This is a genomic window from Actinoplanes campanulatus, assembly GCF_014647795.1.
GTDB classification, from domain to species: domain Bacteria; phylum Actinomycetota; class Actinomycetes; order Mycobacteriales; family Micromonosporaceae; genus Actinoplanes; species Actinoplanes campanulatus.
Map to the genome: position 1 here is coordinate 258520 of NZ_BMPW01000010.1, position 15672 is coordinate 274191.

Annotated in this window: 14 protein-coding genes; 5 read left to right on the top strand and 9 right to left on the bottom strand. The window is 71.1% G+C overall.

The window, feature by feature from the left end:
• Nucleotides 1–17: 17 nt before the first annotated feature.
• Genes IEZ13_RS21095 through IEZ13_RS21105 form a run of 3 tightly spaced genes read right to left on the bottom strand, consistent with a single transcriptional unit; the run spans nucleotide 18 to nucleotide 4110 of the window.
• The gene (locus tag IEZ13_RS21095; RefSeq protein WP_183225748.1) at nucleotides 18–2513 is read right to left on the bottom strand and encodes a polynucleotide kinase-phosphatase; all 2496 of its coding nucleotides are present in this window, start codon (nucleotides 2511–2513) and stop codon (nucleotides 18–20) included.
• Nucleotides 2510–3871, bottom strand: a complete 1362-nt coding sequence (locus tag IEZ13_RS21100; protein ID WP_183225747.1) for a 3' terminal RNA ribose 2'-O-methyltransferase Hen1 — start codon at nucleotides 3869–3871, stop codon at nucleotides 2510–2512. The genes IEZ13_RS21095 and IEZ13_RS21100 overlap by 4 nt, the downstream gene beginning before the upstream one ends.
• Before the next feature lie 53 nt (nucleotides 3872–3924).
• The gene (locus tag IEZ13_RS21105) at nucleotides 3925–4110 is read right to left on the bottom strand and encodes a hypothetical protein (protein ID WP_183225746.1); all 186 of its coding nucleotides are present in this window, start codon (nucleotides 4108–4110) and stop codon (nucleotides 3925–3927) included.
• A gap of 360 nt (nucleotides 4111–4470) precedes the next feature.
• Here IEZ13_RS21105 and fbaA point away from each other — a divergent pair, with 360 nt between their 5' ends.
• The gene (gene fbaA, locus IEZ13_RS21110; protein WP_183225745.1) at nucleotides 4471–5496 is read left to right on the top strand and encodes a class II fructose-bisphosphate aldolase; all 1026 of its coding nucleotides are present in this window, start codon (nucleotides 4471–4473) and stop codon (nucleotides 5494–5496) included.
• A 235-nt stretch (nucleotides 5497–5731) separates the two neighbouring features.
• Nucleotides 5732–6121, top strand: coding sequence for a hypothetical protein (locus IEZ13_RS21115; RefSeq protein ID WP_229794826.1), 390 nt, complete (start codon nucleotides 5732–5734; stop codon nucleotides 6119–6121).
• Nucleotides 6122–6125: 4 nt separating this feature from the next.
• Here IEZ13_RS21115 and IEZ13_RS21120 read toward each other — a convergent pair whose 3' ends face one another.
• Both IEZ13_RS21120 and IEZ13_RS21125 read right to left on the bottom strand, forming a co-directional pair.
• Nucleotides 6126–6440: a hypothetical protein gene (locus tag IEZ13_RS21120; RefSeq protein WP_183225743.1), complete on the bottom strand. Its 315-nt coding sequence runs from the start codon at nucleotides 6438–6440 to the stop codon at nucleotides 6126–6128.
• A 23-nt stretch (nucleotides 6441–6463) separates the two neighbouring features.
• Entirely contained in the window at nucleotides 6464–7666 is a 1203-nt protein-coding gene (locus IEZ13_RS21125; protein ID WP_183225742.1) for a hypothetical protein, read from the bottom strand.
• 57 nt (nucleotides 7667–7723) lie between these two features.
• Here IEZ13_RS21125 and IEZ13_RS21130 point away from each other — a divergent pair, with 57 nt between their 5' ends.
• Nucleotides 7724–8716, top strand: a complete 993-nt coding sequence (locus IEZ13_RS21130; RefSeq protein ID WP_183225741.1) for an ADP-ribosylglycohydrolase family protein — start codon at nucleotides 7724–7726, stop codon at nucleotides 8714–8716.
• A gap of 72 nt (nucleotides 8717–8788) precedes the next feature.
• A complete protein-coding gene (locus IEZ13_RS21135) occupies nucleotides 8789–9211 on the top strand; it encodes a DUF3151 domain-containing protein (protein ID WP_183225740.1) in 423 nt (140 codons plus the stop codon).
• Nucleotides 9212–9257: 46 nt separating this feature from the next.
• On the opposite strand, the gene IEZ13_RS21140 is transcribed toward IEZ13_RS21135, so the two are convergent.
• Nucleotides 9258–10940 carry a ParA family protein gene (locus IEZ13_RS21140; RefSeq protein WP_183225739.1) on the bottom strand — a complete coding sequence of 561 codons (1683 nt, stop codon included), beginning with the start codon at nucleotides 10938–10940 and terminating at the stop codon, nucleotides 9258–9260.
• Nucleotides 10941–11092: 152 nt separating this feature from the next.
• Here IEZ13_RS21140 and IEZ13_RS21145 point away from each other — a divergent pair, with 152 nt between their 5' ends.
• Nucleotides 11093–12136, top strand: coding sequence for a LacI family DNA-binding transcriptional regulator (locus tag IEZ13_RS21145; RefSeq protein ID WP_183225738.1), 1044 nt, complete (start codon nucleotides 11093–11095; stop codon nucleotides 12134–12136).
• Here IEZ13_RS21145 and IEZ13_RS21150 read toward each other — a convergent pair whose 3' ends face one another.
• From IEZ13_RS21150 to IEZ13_RS21160, 3 genes are read right to left on the bottom strand one after another with little or no spacing between them, the layout of a single operon-like run.
• Nucleotides 12137–13957, bottom strand: a complete 1821-nt coding sequence (locus IEZ13_RS21150) for a glycoside hydrolase family 127 protein (RefSeq protein WP_183225737.1) — start codon at nucleotides 13955–13957, stop codon at nucleotides 12137–12139. It abuts the gene before it with no gap.
• Entirely contained in the window at nucleotides 13954–14787 is an 834-nt protein-coding gene (locus tag IEZ13_RS21155; RefSeq protein WP_229794828.1) for a carbohydrate ABC transporter permease, read from the bottom strand. Before IEZ13_RS21155 ends, IEZ13_RS21150 begins: the two co-directional genes overlap by 4 nt.
• Nucleotides 14784–15662, bottom strand: a complete 879-nt coding sequence (locus IEZ13_RS21160) for a carbohydrate ABC transporter permease (protein WP_183225736.1) — start codon at nucleotides 15660–15662, stop codon at nucleotides 14784–14786. The genes IEZ13_RS21155 and IEZ13_RS21160 overlap by 4 nt, the downstream gene beginning before the upstream one ends.
• Between the last annotated feature and the right edge of the window lie 10 nt (nucleotides 15663–15672).

The following is a 15672-nucleotide window of genomic DNA, read 5'->3' on the forward strand; positions in this document are numbered from 1 at the left end:
AGAAAGTGACCGACCGGTCACAAACGAGGATCCACCGGTTCCGACTCGGCTGCCAGGATCGCGAAGACCACCTCGTGCACCCGCCAGGCCGGAGCGCCCTCGGCCAGCCGGTCCAGCGCCGCCAGGCCGAGGCCGTGCTCACGCAGAGCCAGCGACCGTTTACGGCCCAGGTTCCGCCGGCGGAGCTGGTCCAGCTGTTCCGGCCGGGTGTACTCCGGACCGTAGATGATCCGCAGGTACTCACGGCCACGGCACTTCACGCCGGGCTGGACGAGACGGCCCTTCGCGTCGGTTCGGGCGAGCCCGGCCCACGGCTTGACCACCATGCCCTCGCCGCCAGCCGCCGTCAGGGTCAGCCACCACTCGGTGGCGGCGGCCTCCGCCGCCGGATCGTCCAGATCGACGATCATCCGCCGGGTGGGCGTGAAGAGCTCCGGGTCTGCCGCGACCAGGCGGTCCGCCAGCGCCAGGTGCCAGTCGTGGTCCCTTTTCGCGTACGAGACCCCGGCGCCCGCCAGCACGGCGAACGGTGCGACGGTGACCCCGGTGAGGCCGTCGGTCGGTTTCACATAGGCCCGGTAGGCCGCCGAGAATCCCTCGATCTCGGTGGCCCGCAACTCCAGCCGGTCCCGCAGCCCGCCGACGTCGAGCCCGCGCCCGGCCACCCGATCCAGCACCGTGAGCGCGGCCGGCAGCGCGGCCCGGCCGGCCGCGCCGACCCCGGCGTACTGGTCCCGGATGAGGCTGCCCGCCTTCGCCGACCAGGGCAGCAACTCGGTGTCCAGGAGCAGCCAGCCGGTCTCCAGCTCGGCGAAGAGCGGGGCGGCCGCGGCCCGGATGCGGGCCAGCAGCGGCTCGTCCAGCTCCGGGCCGAAGAACGGGCGGCCGGTCCGGGTCCAGATGGCGTCGCCCGTGCCGGAGACGGAGACCCGCACCACGGCACGGGAGCCCATGTGCTTCTCCTCGCACACCACCCGCTCCACCCCGGCGGCACGCAGGTCCGCGAAGGCCGAGGACGGGTGCTCCAGGTAGCCCTCCACGGTTGAGCTGGTGCACGGCGCCATCGTGGGCGGTAGCCAGACCAGGGTCTCCGGGTCGACCGAGAACCGCCCCATGACCTCCAGGGCCGCGGCCGCGTTCTCGGCGGGGACGGTGGTCTGTCCGTACCCGTAATCGATGTGCCGACGACCCGTCACGTCCGCGATGTCCAGGCCCTGATCGGGTTTGGCCGCAGTGGTGAGCAGCGGCCGGACCGGTGCGTAGTACTCCTTCGCGGCCGGGACCGCGACCAGCTCGCGCGACGGCCAGCGGAGCGCGGTGAGCGCGCCGCCGAAGACGCAACCGGTGTCCAGGCAGATGGTGTTGTTGATCCACTCCGGAACCGGGGTGGGCACGTGGCCGTAGACGACGGCGGCCGAGCCGCGGTACTCCCGGGCCCAGGGGTAGCGGACCGGCAGACCGTACTCGTCGGTCTCGCCGGTGGTCTCGCCGTAGAGCGCGAAGCTGCGCACCCGGCCCGAGGCCCGTCCGTGGTAGGCCTCCTTGAGGCCGGCGTGCGCCACCACCAGGTTGCCGTCGTCGAGCACGTAGTGGCTGACCAGGCCGTCGATGAAGACCCGCACCTCGGCGACGAACGCCGGGTCCTCCGCCTCGAGCTGCTCCAGGGTCTCCGGCAGGCCGTGGGTGAGCTGGACGTTGCGCCCGTTCAGCTTGCGAGCCAGCTTCTGCTCGTGGTTGCCCGGCACACAGATCGCGTGCCCAGCCGCCACCATGCCCATGACCAGCCGCAGGACTCCCGGCGAATCCGGGCCACGGTCGACCAGGTCACCGACGAAGACCGCCTTGCGGCCCTCCGGGTGCGTGGCGTCGACCGGCCGGTCGCGCTCGTCGCGGACCAGGTGCCAGCCCAGCTTGCCGAGCAGGGCCTCCAGCTCGGCCCGGCAGCCGTGCACGTCCCCGATGATGTCGAACGGCCCGTGCTCGCCCTTCAGGTCGTTGAAGAGCTTCTCGTAGCGGATCTCGGCAGCGGCGATCTCGTCCACCCCGCGCAGCACGTGGATCTTGCGGAAGCCCTCCTTGGCGAGCTGCCCGAGAGAACGCCGCAGGTCACGGTGCATCCGGGTGATCACCTGGCGACCGAAGGTCCGGTCCGTACGGGCCTGCGTGCGCTCCCAGGCCAGTGACTCCGGCACGTCCAGCACGACCGCCACCGGCAGCACGTCGTGCTCGCGGGCCACCTTGACCAGGCCGGCCCGGGCGTGCGACTGGAGGTTCGTCGCGTCCACCACGGTCAGCCGTCCGGCGGCCAGTCGCTTGCCGGCCACGTAGTGCAACACGTCGAACGCGTCGGACGAGGCGGACTGGTCGTTCTCGTCGTCGGCCACCAGGCCACGGAAGAAGTCCGAGGAGAGGACCTGGGTGGGCGCCCAGTGCCGGGCCGCGAAGGTCGACTTGCCGGAACCGGAGATGCCGACCAGGGCCACGAGCGACAGCTCGGGAACGTCGAGGATCATGCGGTCACCTCCGAGATCTTGAAGAGAGCGAGCTGGGTGGGTGCGCCGGTGACCTCGTCCGCCTCGCCGACCCCACGGATCGTCACCGTGTAGCCGTGTGCCGCGGCGACCGACTCCGCCCACGCGGCGAACTCGGCCCGGGTCCACTCGAAGCGGTGGTCCGAGTGGCGCATCCCGGTCAGCCCGTCGTAGTGCACGTTGTACTCCACGTTCGGCGTGGTCACGATCACGGCGCCGGGCCGCGCGTGACCGAAGACGGCGGCCTCCAGAGCGGGCAGCCGGGGCAGGTCGATGTGCTCGATGACCTCCATCAGCACCGCCGCGTCGAAACCGCGGAGCCGGTCGTCGCGGTAGGTCAGCGCGGTCTGGATCAACCGGATCCGATCCTTCTGCCGCTCGGGCAACCGGTCCAGCCGGAGCCGCCGGGCCGCCTGCTCCAGCGAGCGGGTGGACACGTCGGCACCGACGATCTCGGTGAGACCCCGGTCCTTGACCAGGGCGGTCAGCAGCGCGCCGCCACCGCAGCCCAGGTCCAGGACGCGGGACGCGCCCACCTCGGTGAGAGCGGCCAGCACGGCCTCCCGGCGCTGCTCGGCCAGCGGGGCGCGGCGGGTCACCGGCAGCTCGGCCTCCTCCTCGGTGGCCGGCTGATCCGCCTCCAGCAGCTGGAGGGCGGTGGTCGCCAGCGACCGGCGGTGCGCCAGGTAGCGCCGGGCGATCAGCACCTTCTCCGGGTGGGCGGCGAGCCAGCCCTCACCGGAGCGCAGCAGCTTCTCGATCTCGTCCGGAGCGACCCAGTAGTGCTTCCCGTCGTCCAGCACCGGCAGCAGCACGTACAGATGGTTCAGCGCGTCGGCGACCCGCAGCTCGCCGGACAGGTGCACGTCGACATAACGGCTGTCGCCGCCGAGCTCGGCCTCGAACGGGATCGGGGTGGCCGTGACCTGCCAGCCGAGCGGGGTGAACAGGCGGCTCACCAGCTCCGGAGTGCCGCGCAGCACCGGCACGTGGATCTCCAGCGGGATGCTGGTGGCGGCCAGTTCGGGCCGGTCCCGCGAGGCGCCGCGCAGGGCGCTGCGGAACACCCTGGCCAGGGCGCTCGCCAACAGGCTGGAGGCCGCGTACGGCCGATCGTTCACGTACTGGCTCAGCTCGAACGCGTCCCGCTGCGCCCGCAGCCGCTGTGGGTCGATGTCCAGCAGCAGGGCCGCGGTGCACCGGTCCTCCTCCGCCTCGGGGTAGAGGACGTGCGCCGTGCCGGTGGGCACGTCGAAGGAGTGCACCTTGCCGGGGTGCTTGACCAGCAGGTAACCCAGGTCGGTGGCGGGCCGGTGGGTGGTCGTCAGGGTGAGCAGCACGCGTCGATCGTGTCAGCAGCCCGCGACTCCGGCGATTGATTTGTGCCCGCCGGTCAGCGGTAGTCGTCGTCGAATTCGACCACGCGGCCCTGTTCCTGGGCGTCCCACTCGCTGACGTCGCCGGTGTGGGGCGGCGCGTCGTCCGAGTCGTCGTCCTGCATGCTGGGGACCGCGATCATCGCCTGCTCGGCCGCGTCGACCTCGGGTGTCTCCAGGTCGATCTCCATCGGCTGCGTCATCCTCGGCTTCCTTCCGTTCTCGGCGGCTATCGGCTCCGGGGTGGTCCGGTCTCTCTGGTGCTCGGGGCGTGTGGTCCTCGTCTCATGGTGCGCGTTGCCCGGCCGCGATGCCGCACAAACGGGCAGGTGCCGCTTCTTCTGGCAGTGGCACGAGCGGCCCGATCACGGAGCGCAAGGGGAACAAGGGCCACAGTCGCCGCGAACCGGCCGGGAGATCGCCCCTTATATACCAATCGCGGGGCTCACGGTCCGGATTTCGGGGCGATTTCCGCTACGCAACGCGACTGCGGAATACTGCCTGCTGGAGGACAGCGCGGTCCTGCCCTCTGCTGCCCGTACCAAAGAGCAAGGAGCGCACCGATGCCTATCGCTTCTCCCGAGGTCTACGCCGAAATGATCGATCGCGCCAAGGCCGGCGCGTTCGCCTACCCGGCGATCAACGTGACGTCCTCGCAGACCCTCAACGCGGCCCTCCAGGGCTTCGCGGAGGCCGGCAGCGACGGCATCATCCAGATCTCCACGGGTGGTGCCGAGTACGTCTCGGGCCCGACCATCAAGGACAAGGTCACCGGCGCCGTGGCGCTGGCCGAGTTCGCGCACCACGTCGCGAAGCACTACCCGGTCAACATCGCGCTGCACACCGACCACTGCCCGAAGAACCACCTCGACGGGTTCGTCCGGCCGCTGATCGACATCTCCGCCGAGCGCGTCGCCAAGGGCCAGAACCCGCTGTTCCAGTCGCACATGTGGGACGGCTCGGCCGTGCCGCTGGACGAGAACCTCCAGATCGCCGAGGAGCTGCTGGCCAAGACCGCGGCCGCCAAGATCATCCTCGAGATCGAGGTCGGCGTCGTCGGTGGCGAGGAGGACGGCGTCACCGCCGCGATCGACGACAAGCTCTACTCGACCGTCGAGGACGGCCTGGCCACCGCCGCCGCCCTGGGCCTGGGTGAGAAGGGCCGCTACCTGACCGCCCTCACCTTCGGCAACGTGCACGGCGTCTACAAGCCGGGCAACGTCAAGCTGCGCCCGGAGATCCTCAAGGAGATCCAGGACGCGATCGGCGCCAAGTACGGCAAGGAGAAGCCGCTCGACCTGGTCTTCCACGGCGGCTCGGGCTCGCTGCTGTCGGAGATCCACGGCGCTCTGGACTTCGGTGTCGTCAAGATGAACATCGACACCGACACCCAGTACGCGTTCTCCCGCCCGGTCGCGGACCACTTCTTCCGCAACTACGACGGTGTGCTCAAGGTGGACGGCGAGGTCGGCAACAAGAAGGCCTACGACCCGCGCGCCTGGGGCAAGCTGGCCGAGAACGGTCTCGCCAAGCGGGTCCTCGAGGCCTGCGAGCACCTCCGCTCGACCGGAACCACGTTCGCCAAGTAATTCCGCGACGACGGCCGGTCCCCTTCGTGGGGACCGGCCGTCGTTGTCTTGTGGGGTCACGCAGAGGCACGGGTACCATCGACCGATCAAGATCGGCGGGACGGTGGTCGTGCTCGGAATCGAGGGCTGGAAACCCGAGTGGCATCACGATGCCGAAGCCCTCGCTGCCGCCCATCGACACATGTTCGTGCGGCTCATCGGCCGGAAACTGCGATCAAGCCATCTCATGTGGGATGTGGCTCAGCGTGGTTGGTTCGCCGACGGTCCGGTGATCCTCGACTTCGGATCGAGTCGCGTAGAGATCACTCACCGTAAATTCGATGAGTGCGCGATCACCTGGGACCAGATCGACATGAGCGTCCCGATCGACTGGTACGAACACTTCGACTGGCGGTCCGACCCGAACGCCGCACTGCGCCAGGCCCGTGACCGCCCGCTTCGAGCCGTCAACATCATCGAGCGGACCACCTCGGCCGACTGGCGGCCCCGCGTGCTGCACGCCGTCGAATTCCTCTTCGACGGCGCGCGCCTCGCGATCTACAACGCCATGGACGAGAACGGCATCACCGACGTCCCCGAGGCTGAACTGCCCGCCGCGCACTGGCGGCGCGTGCACGTCGCCTGACGGGTCAGTAGCTGCCGCCACCGCCACTGTCCCCGCCGCCGCTCCAGCCGCCACCGCTGTCTCCACCGCCCCAGCCGCCGCCACCGCCGCTGTCGGAGCCGCTCCAGCCGCCGCCGCTGTCACTCGACGACGAGCCGCTGTCGCTCCACGAGTGGTCGTCCGAGGAGCCACCGTCGTGGTGGTGGCCGTGCGGGGTCGCCACCCAGCCACCGTGGGAGCGGGACCGGCCGGCGCGCCGGGTGCCACCCCTGATGATCTTGAAAATGAGCAAGACCGCCAACAGCGCGATGACGACGATGAAGAACACGGTCAGATCCATGGGTGCAGTGTGCGACACCCCCGCTACTTCGCCGGAGACGCAGGTGAGAGGGCCGACATGGCCTCGTCCAGTGAGTCGGTGACGACGATCAGACCGGACTGGTCGCCGCGCGGGGAACGGGCCAGCAACGGCCCGAGGAGATCCGCCACGGGCAGCGCGGCCCAGTGCTCCACACCGAGGAACACGTACGCCCCGGACGGCCCGTCGGTGGCGTAGAACGTCTTGGTCGCCGCCTGGAAGATCTCCTGCACGGTCCCGGCCCAGCCCGGCGCGAACACGATCCCGCCCCGGGACAGCCGCAGGATCGAGTCCTCGCGGACCGCGTTGGAGAAGTACTTGCCGATCTGGCCGGCGAACAGGTTGGCCGGCTCGTGCCCGTACAGCCAGGTGGGCAGGGCCAGGCCGCCGTGCTGGAGCCGGCCGGCCACGTCGAGCGGCGGCAGCGGCCAGGTGGCACGCACCGCCAGCGCGGCCGCGGTGTACGGCACGTGGTCCAGGAACTGCGGCGCGACCGCGAGCCGGTCGATCGCGACGGTGAGGTCGGCCTCCGGAAACGAGGAGAAGTAGGCGCCCAGGTTGGCGGCCTCCATCACGCCCGGGCCACCGCCGGTCACGATCAGGCGCCCGGCGGCGGCCAGGCGGCGGGCCAGGGCCGCGACCATCCGGTACGGCCCCGAGCCCCGTGGCGCGGCATGCCCGCCCATGATCCCGATCGCCCCGCCCGGCCCGGACATCCTCGCCCACGCGTTGAGCGCCTTGCCCAGCGCGTTGTCGATCCCGGCGTCGTGCAGCCGCTGGGCGAGCGCCTCCCGGATGTCCGGAACAGCGCCGCCGTGCGCCACGAAATGGTCGTAGACCGTGGTGTCGTACATGCCGGCGAAGCCGTGCTCGGCGAACCCGGCGGACAGGTCCTCCGCCGTGTAGAGCAGCGCCGGATGCGTCGGGTAGGGCCGGCCGTCGAAGGGCGGGACCACGTGCGCCCCGCGCCGGATCAGGTCGGCCTCCACCTCCAGCCCGGCCAGATGGCAGCCGACGAAGACGGTGTCGCGGACGTCGGTGCCGCTCAGGTCGGGCGGATCCTGGTCCAGGCGCAGGCCCAGGACACACAGGCCGGCCAGGGTGTTTCTGGCCAGGTGCACGTTCAGTTCGGCTCGGGTCTCGATCTCGTCGGCGGTCGCGTCGAAGGGCGTGTCGCCGCCGAGCACTGGTTGCAGGGGATCGGGCATACCGTCCATCTTGCTCGCACCGAGCAGTTCGTTGACGCACTACCTAGAGTTGTCGGCATGCGTGCTGCGTCGGGGTCACTGTTCGGATTGGCGTACGGGGATTCGCTCGGGAAGCCGACCGAGTTCCAGGAGTACGCGTCGATCGTCGCCCGGTACGGTCCCGGCGGTCCACGGCAGCTGGTCGGCGAGCCGGCCCTGGTGACCGACGACACGCAGATGGCCCTGGCGGTCGGTGAGGCGCTGCTCGAGGTCGGCGCCGACGTCACCCCGGCCGCTCTCGAGCCGGTGCTGCGCCGCCGCTTCCTGGCCTGGGCGGCCAGCCCGGAGAACGACCGGGCGCCCGGCATGACCTGTCTGCGGGCCATCGAGCTGCTCGCCGACGGCCGGCCGTGGACCCGGGCCACCCAGGCCGACTCGAAGGGCTGCGGCGCCAACATGCGGGTCACCCCGGTGGGCCTGGTTCCCGGCCTCACCGACGACCAGCGGGCCGGGGTGGCACAGTTCCAGGCGGCCCTCACGCACGGCCATCCGACCGGGCTGGCGGCGAGCGAGCTCACCGCGTACGCCTGCCTTTGGCTCCGGAACGGCCTCGCGCCGGCCGATCTGCTCGCCGCCCTCCGGGATCGCTGCGCCGCGCAGCGGAAGGTCTACCGGGGCGACTGGCTCGGGGAGCTGTGGCAACGCCCGACGGTGACCTCGCCGGAGGACTTCATCGCCCGCGGCTGGGACGAGTGCGCCGCCGCGCTGGACCGGGTCGAGGCCGCGCTCGCGAAGGGCGACCACGCCGGCGACCCGTGCCTGGCCACCGGAGCCGGCTGGATCGCTGAGGAGGCGCTGGCCACCGCCCTCTACTGCTACCTGATCTCCCCGCACGAGCCGGTCACCGTCGTCGGCCGTGGCGCGGCCTCGTCCGGCGACTCCGACTCCATCGCCTGCCTGGCGGGGGCCTTCGCGGGCGCGTCGCTCGGCCTCTCCGCGTGGCCGGACGAGTGGCAGACCCAGATCGAGTACGCCGGCCGGCTGTTCCGTCTCGGCCGGGCCTGGGACTGATCATCGGCTGTTCATCCGGCGAAACGCCGTCTTGACGGGAATGCGGCCCGCCCGGACGGGTTGAATGGGGTCATGCAGAACCTCCTTCCCGAGCCGCCGGCCACCCGCCTGCCCGCCGACGCCGAGGCCGACAAGGCTCTCGCCGAGGCCTCCGCCGCGGGCACCGACGAGGCCTTCAAGGCGGTCGCCGCCAAGTACCCCGCGTACAGCGCCGCCTGGGCGCCCCTGGCCGCCGCGGCGCTGGCCGCCGATGAGCCGGTCACCGCGTACGCGTACGCCCGCACCGGATACCACCGCGGCCTGGACGCGCTGCGCCGCAACGGCTGGAAGGGCCACGGCCCGGTGCCCTGGGGGCACGAGCCGAACCAGGGCTTCCTGCGCTGCCTGCACGTCCTGTCGCAGGCCGCCGCCGTGATCGGTGAGGCGGACGAGGCGGCCCGCTGTGCCCAGTTCCTGCGGGACAGCGACCCGGCGGCGGCCGACGCCCTGACCTGATCCGTTTCGGACGGCGAGCGTTTTCGGCGCTCGCCGTCCAACTTCGTCAGAGCCCCTCAGCGACCGCGGCGGCGATCTTGAGCCAGGCGTCCTTGGTGCTGCTGGACAGTTCGCCGTACCGGATCGGCTCGCCGGAGTCGATCAGCCGCTCGTAGGGGGCCAGCAGCACGGCCCTGGTCCGAGCCGCGAAGTGCTGCTGGATCCACGGCAGGTCGATGTCCTTGCGGGTCGGCGGCATGGTGACGATGGTCACCGCCTGGCGGACCAGTCGCCGGCGACCGCTCTGCTCCAGGTGGTCGAGCGCCCGGGCCGCGGTCTCGGCCGAGTCGTTACGGGCCGACATGGTGATCACCAGCTGGTCGGTGGCGTCCATGGCGGCCTGCCAGTTCTCCGCCCGGACGTTGTTGCCGGTGTCCACGAAGATCAGCTTGTAGAACCGGCTCACCACGTCACGGATCTCGGCGAACGAGTCCGCGGTCAGCATCTCGCCGGCGGTCGCCGACTCGTCCGAGGCGAGCACGTCGAACATGCCCTCGCCCTGGGCCCGGACATACTGTGACAGATCGCCGACCCGGCCCTGCGCGCCCTGGAAGAGATGCAGGTCACGCATCATGTCCCGGACCGTGCGGGCGTGGAAGTCCTGCTGCGCCCGCATGCCCAGCGTGCCCTGCGTCTCGTTGTTGTCCCAGGCCAGCACGTAGCCGCCGCGCTTCTGCCCGAACGTCATCGCCAGCAGCAGCACGGCCACCGTCTTCCCGGCGCCGCCCTTCGGGTTGACCACGGTGACCTGGCGCAGCCCGCCGAAGTTGCGGCGGACCATCTCGACGTCCTGCTTGTACTCGAGCTCATGCTGGCCCGGAGCCATGTTGAGCAGCCCGAACGTGCTCTTCCGGAGCATCGCGCGGGCACCCATCGTGGCGCTCTGCTGGGACGGCCGGGCGAGCCGCCGCCGGGCGAACTCCTCCGCCGTCGGCGTCGCGTCGAGCAGGTCCTGGAACGGGTCGATCTCGGCGGCGCCGGGCGGCGTTCCCTGCTGCTGAGGCGGCGACAGCGGCGTCGTGTGCACCGGCGGAGGGATGGGCGCCCCACCGACCGCATGTGGCGGGAAGCCGTCCGGGATGGGCGGCATTCCAACGGCGGCCTGCTCCGGCGGCCACGGCGCGGCCTCGGCGGGGCTCGGCATCGCGACGGCGGCCTGCTCCGGCGGCCACGGCGCGCTCTCCCCGGGGCTCGGCGTCCCGACGGCGGCTTGCGGAGGCGTCGGCTGTTCAAACGGCGGGGGTACGGCGGAGGCGCCGCCCGCCGGTGCGATCGGCTGGACGGAGACCGGCTCGACGGGCCCGGGCCAGGCAGGTTGGGTGGGGACCGGCTGCACCGGGACCGGCTGGGTGGCCGGCGGCACCGGGGCGCTCTCCACCGGACGGTGCGGCGGCTGGGCCCACGGGGAGTCGGCCACGACCGGCTCCGGACCGGGCCACGGCGCCGACTCGGCCGGCGGCCGCTGGCTGGGCAGGTGTACCCCGGGTGGCAGGGACGCGTCCCCGGACGGCCGGTAGACGCCCGGCTCGACCTGCGTCATCCCGACCGGTGGCGTCCGATCGGTCAGTGGCACGGCACGGCCGTGCACCGGCGTCTCGGGCTCGTCGGCCCAGAACGGCTCCACGTCCCGGGCCGGCGGAGCGGACTCGGCCCCCGGGGCATGGACACGGTCGGCGTTCTCGTCCGCCACGGATGAGACCTCCGGTATCACGATCGGCTGAAGTGCCCGTCCAGAGTTGCACGGACCTCGGATTCTTGTCTCCTGCGGTCGCGGGCGGCAGCGGCCCGGCCGCATGAAATCGTATGCGTGCATGCCGGGCGGCCGGTGTTACGCTCGCTGCGATGCCACCGTCCCCGCGTCCCGTGGTCACGATGCGGGACATCGCGGCCGCCTCCGGGGTTTCGCAGAGCACCGTGTCACGGGTGCTCAACAACGCGCCCACCCGGGTGCCGATCGCCCCGGAGACCCGGGAGCGGGTGATCCGGGCGGCACGCGAGCTGGGTTACCGGCCCAATCCGCTGGCCCGGGGGCTGCGCGGCGCGTCGACCAACCTGATCGGTGCGGTCGTCCGGGACTTCAGTGACGTCTTCTACGCCGGGGTCATCGAGGCGCTCGTCGTCGAGTCGATGGCGCACGGTTACCACGTGGTGCTCGGCCACGTCCACGGGCGGCTGGACGCCGGAACCCCGCTCACCACCGTGCTGGAGACCCGGCACACGGACGCGATCATCCTGCTCGGTGACATGCAGGCGTACCCGGAGCTCCTCGACGACCTGCGCGGATCGTCGGTGCCGGTGGTGGGGCTGTGGCAGGGCGTGAGCCCGCTCGAGTTCCCGGCCGTCAACCCGGACGACCGGGCGGGTGTGCAGGCGGGGCTGGAGCATCTCGCGTCGCTGGGGCACCGGCGGATCGGGTTCCTCAGCGCGGAACTGCCCAACGAGTACCGCATCCGCGAGGAGGCGTACGTCGATTTCATGCGGGAGCGGTTCGGCGGTGTCCCCTCCGGCTATCTGCGGCGCTGCCCCGGCACCCTGGACGGCGGCGAGGCGGCGCTGACCGACCTGATGAGCCTGCCGGAGCCGCCGACCGCGGTGGCCGCCTCCACCGACCTGGTCGGCGTGGGCGCGCTGCATGCCGCGCACGGTCTCGGCATCCCGGTGCCCGGCCGGCTGTCGGTGGTCGGTTTCGACGACATCCTCATCGCCTCGCACACCGTGCCCGCGCTCACCACGCTGCGGATGCCGATCGCGGAGATCGTCGGTTTCGGCGTGGCCCGGGCGGTGTCGCTGGCCCGGGATCCGTCCGGTGGCCGCGAGCCGGACGTGACCGTCTTCCAGTTGCCGCTGGTCGTGCGGGACTCCACCGCGCCGCCGGAGCGGCCCTGATCATCGGGGGATCCAGACCCGCATGGCGCCCGGTTCGCGGTTGCCCCACGCGAAGTAGGGGATGGCTCCGGCCGTCGCCGGTGCACCGGACCGGCGGCGGAGCACCGGGACGGTGACGCCGACCATCGCCTCGGCGACGTCGGGCCGCGGCCGTACGGCCGGCTCCCGGCTCGGATCCCAGATCAACTCCTCGATCTCGGTACGCCCGGGCGCGTCCGCGGTCTCGATGCAGTAGACGAGCGGGCCCCGCTCCACCGCCACGCACCCGCGTACCGCGTCGATCCGCGGATCCGGCTCGGTGATCCGGGCCGGCAGGTCGAGGCTCAGTTCGACGACGTCACCGGGCTGCCACCGCCGGTGCCGCTTGACCATCCCGGCGCCGACCGCGAGGGTGCCGTCCGGTCCGGTCAGGGTTGCCGTCCGGCACCATCGGGGCACCCGCAGGGACAGGGTCCACGGCTCCGCCGGGGTCTCCAGCAGGGACAGGATGATGCGGCCGTCCCAGGGGTAGCCGGTGTCGATCCGCAGCCGGGCCGGGCCGGACGGCAGTTCGGTCCGCACCTCGGCCGCGGCGTACTGGTGCACCTGGATGCCGCTGTCGTCGCAGGTCGCCAGGTACTGCTGCCACGAGCTGAGCAGGCGCATCAGGTTGGGCGGGCAGCAGGCGCACGGATACCAGGGCAGCCGTGGCCCGGCGCCGTCGAGCACGCGGTGGGTCCGGCGTTGCAGCGGGTTGGTGTAGAAGAACCGGGTTCCGGTTAGCGAGATGCCGGGCAGGACACCGTTGTACATGGTCCGCTCGATCGAGTCGGCGTACCCGGCCTCGCCGGTGGCCAGCAGCAGGCGCCAGGCGAGCATCACGCTGGCGATGGCCGCGCAGGTCTCGGCGTACGCCCGGTCCGGTGGCAGCTCGTACGGATCGCCGAAGGCCTCGTCGCGGTGCCGGCTGCCGAGCCCCCCGGTGAGGTAGGTACGGGTCCGGATCATGTCGTCCCAGCGTCGCCGGACCGCGCCGAGCAGCCGGTCGTCGCCCAGTTCGACGGCCACGTCGACGGCGCCGCAGTCCAGGTAGAGCTGCCGGACGGCATGACCGGCGACGGTGGCCGCGTCGCGTACCGGCTCATGGTCCTGCCAGTAACCGGCGCCGAACCGCGCGCCGGGCAGCGTGCCGTGACCACGCAGTTCGAGCATCCGGGCGGCCGTCGTCAGACGGCGCCGGTCCCCGGTCACCCGCGCGAGCTCCACCAGCGCCATCTCGATGTTGGGATGGCCGTCGACGAGCGGGCCGGGCAGGTGATCGGCGGCCCGGATCGCGACGTCGAGCAGCCGGTCGTCGCCGAGCGCGCGATGCCAGGCCACCGCGGCCTGGATCAGGTGCCCGAGGCAGTAGAGCTCGTGGCCCCAGGACAGGTCACGGTACGGCTCGCCGTCGCCGGCCTGGACGTAGCTGTTCAGATAGCCGTCGGCCCGCTGGGTGGCGGTGACCAGGGCGATCACCTCGTCGGCGGACGCGGCCAGGCCCGGGTCGGGTCCGCGGGCGAGCTCCCACCCGACCGCCTCGAGCCACTTGTACACATCGGAGTCGAGGAACGGCAGGGTGGCCCCGGTCGAGTCGGCGGCGGCACGGTACCCGTCCGCGAGCCGCAGATTGTCCAGCGTCCCGGCACGGCGGAGCTGGTCGAGACCGTGCGGGATGGTGCGTTCCCGGTTGATCCGGACCCGGTCGGCCCAGAAGCCGGTGCGCAGATCGACCTGCCCGGCGCCGAACGGACGGAGCCGGGACCAGGCGGTCCGGGACGGCTGCACCACTGACACGCTCATTTCACGGCTCCGCTCATCAGACCGGCCATGTAGTACCGCTGGAGCAACAGGTAGACGAGCACGCAGGGGATGATCGAGATGGTGACGCCGGCCTGGAGCATGCCCCAGTCGGTGCCGCCGAGACTGGTCTCGGTCCGGGCGGTCGCCAGGATCACCGGCAGCGTGAACTTCGCGCTCGAACTCATCATCACCAGCGCGCCGAGGAACTCGTTCCAGGACGTGATGAAGGCGAACAGGGTGACGGTGACGACGGCCGGCACTGTCGGCGGGAGGAAGACCCGCAGCAGGATCTGTAGCGAGCCAGCCCCGTCCATGACGGCCGCCTCCTCGATCTCCCGTGGCACCGCGGCGAACGTGTTGCGCAGGATGTAGAGGCTGAACGGCAGTTGGATGCTGGTGTGCAGGACGGCCAGCCCGACCAGCGAGTTGGTCAGGCCGATCTTGGCGAACATCAGGAACATCGGGGTCAGCAGAGCCTGGTACGGAATGATCAGCGCGAGCAGGAGCACCACGAAGATCACCTCGCGGCCGGGGATCGGGAAGCGCGACAGCCCGTACCCCGCGGGCACCGTGAGCAGCAGCGTGAAGACGATCGTCAGCACCGCCGTGCCGAAGCTGTTGCCCAGGTAGGTGAGCAGACCCTCCTGGTAGTCCCAGAGCCGCCGGTAACTGTCCAGGCTCACCCCGTGCGGCAGGTAGGTCGGCGGGGTGGCGGCCGCCTCGGCGGTCGGCTTGATCGACGCCAGCATCGAGTAGACCAGCGGCAGCAGCATGACCGTGCTGATCGCGACGCAGACGGCCCCCACGAGATAGCCGGTCCGCCCGGTCACGACTCGCTCCGGCGGGTGAGCACGAGCTGCACGATCGTGAACGCCAGGATGGTCACCGCGAGGATCAGCGACAGCGCGGCGCCGTACCCCAGCTTCAGATACGGGAACGAATTCAGATAGACGAAGAAGACCGAGGTCGCCGTCTCGTTCTGCGGCTGGCCGGCGGTCATGATGTAGAACTGGTCGAACGCCAGCAGCGAGCCGATCACGCTGAGCAGGGTGACCAGCAGGATCGTGCGCATGGTGAGCGGCAGGACGACGCGGGTGACCCGCTGTAGATAACCGGCGCCGTCGACCAGGCTCGCCTCGGTGATGTCGGTCGGGATGGCCTGGATGGCGCCGACGAACAGGATCATCCCGAAGCCGATCACCTTCCAGACCACCGACGTGCTGATCGCGAAGTTCGACGTGCCGGCGTCCACCCCGAGCCAGAGCACCGGCTGATCGATGAGGCCGAGGTCCAGCAGGATTCGGTTGATCACCCCGAAATCCGTGCTGAACAGCCAATACCAGAGCAGGCTGGAAACCCCTAAACCAATAACAACAGGGACGAATATCACGGTACGGGTGACAGCGCGCACTGTGGACGAAGGCGCGGTCAGGAGGGCCAGCAGGTAGCCGCCCACGATGAGGACGGGGGTGATCAGGACCGTGTACTCCAGAGTGAACCGGAACGACGTCCAGAACTGCTCGTCGCCGAACGCCCGCCGGAAGTTGTCCAGGCCGATGAAGTGCGGCTCGGCGATCAGCGACCACTCGTGCAGTGACATCCAGATCATCCGGCCCAGCGGGTAGACCGTGAACACCAGCACGAACACCAGTGCCGGGGCCACGTACGCCAGGCCGGTCCATCTGTTCCGCCGCGTACCCTGCATGGTTTTCCCC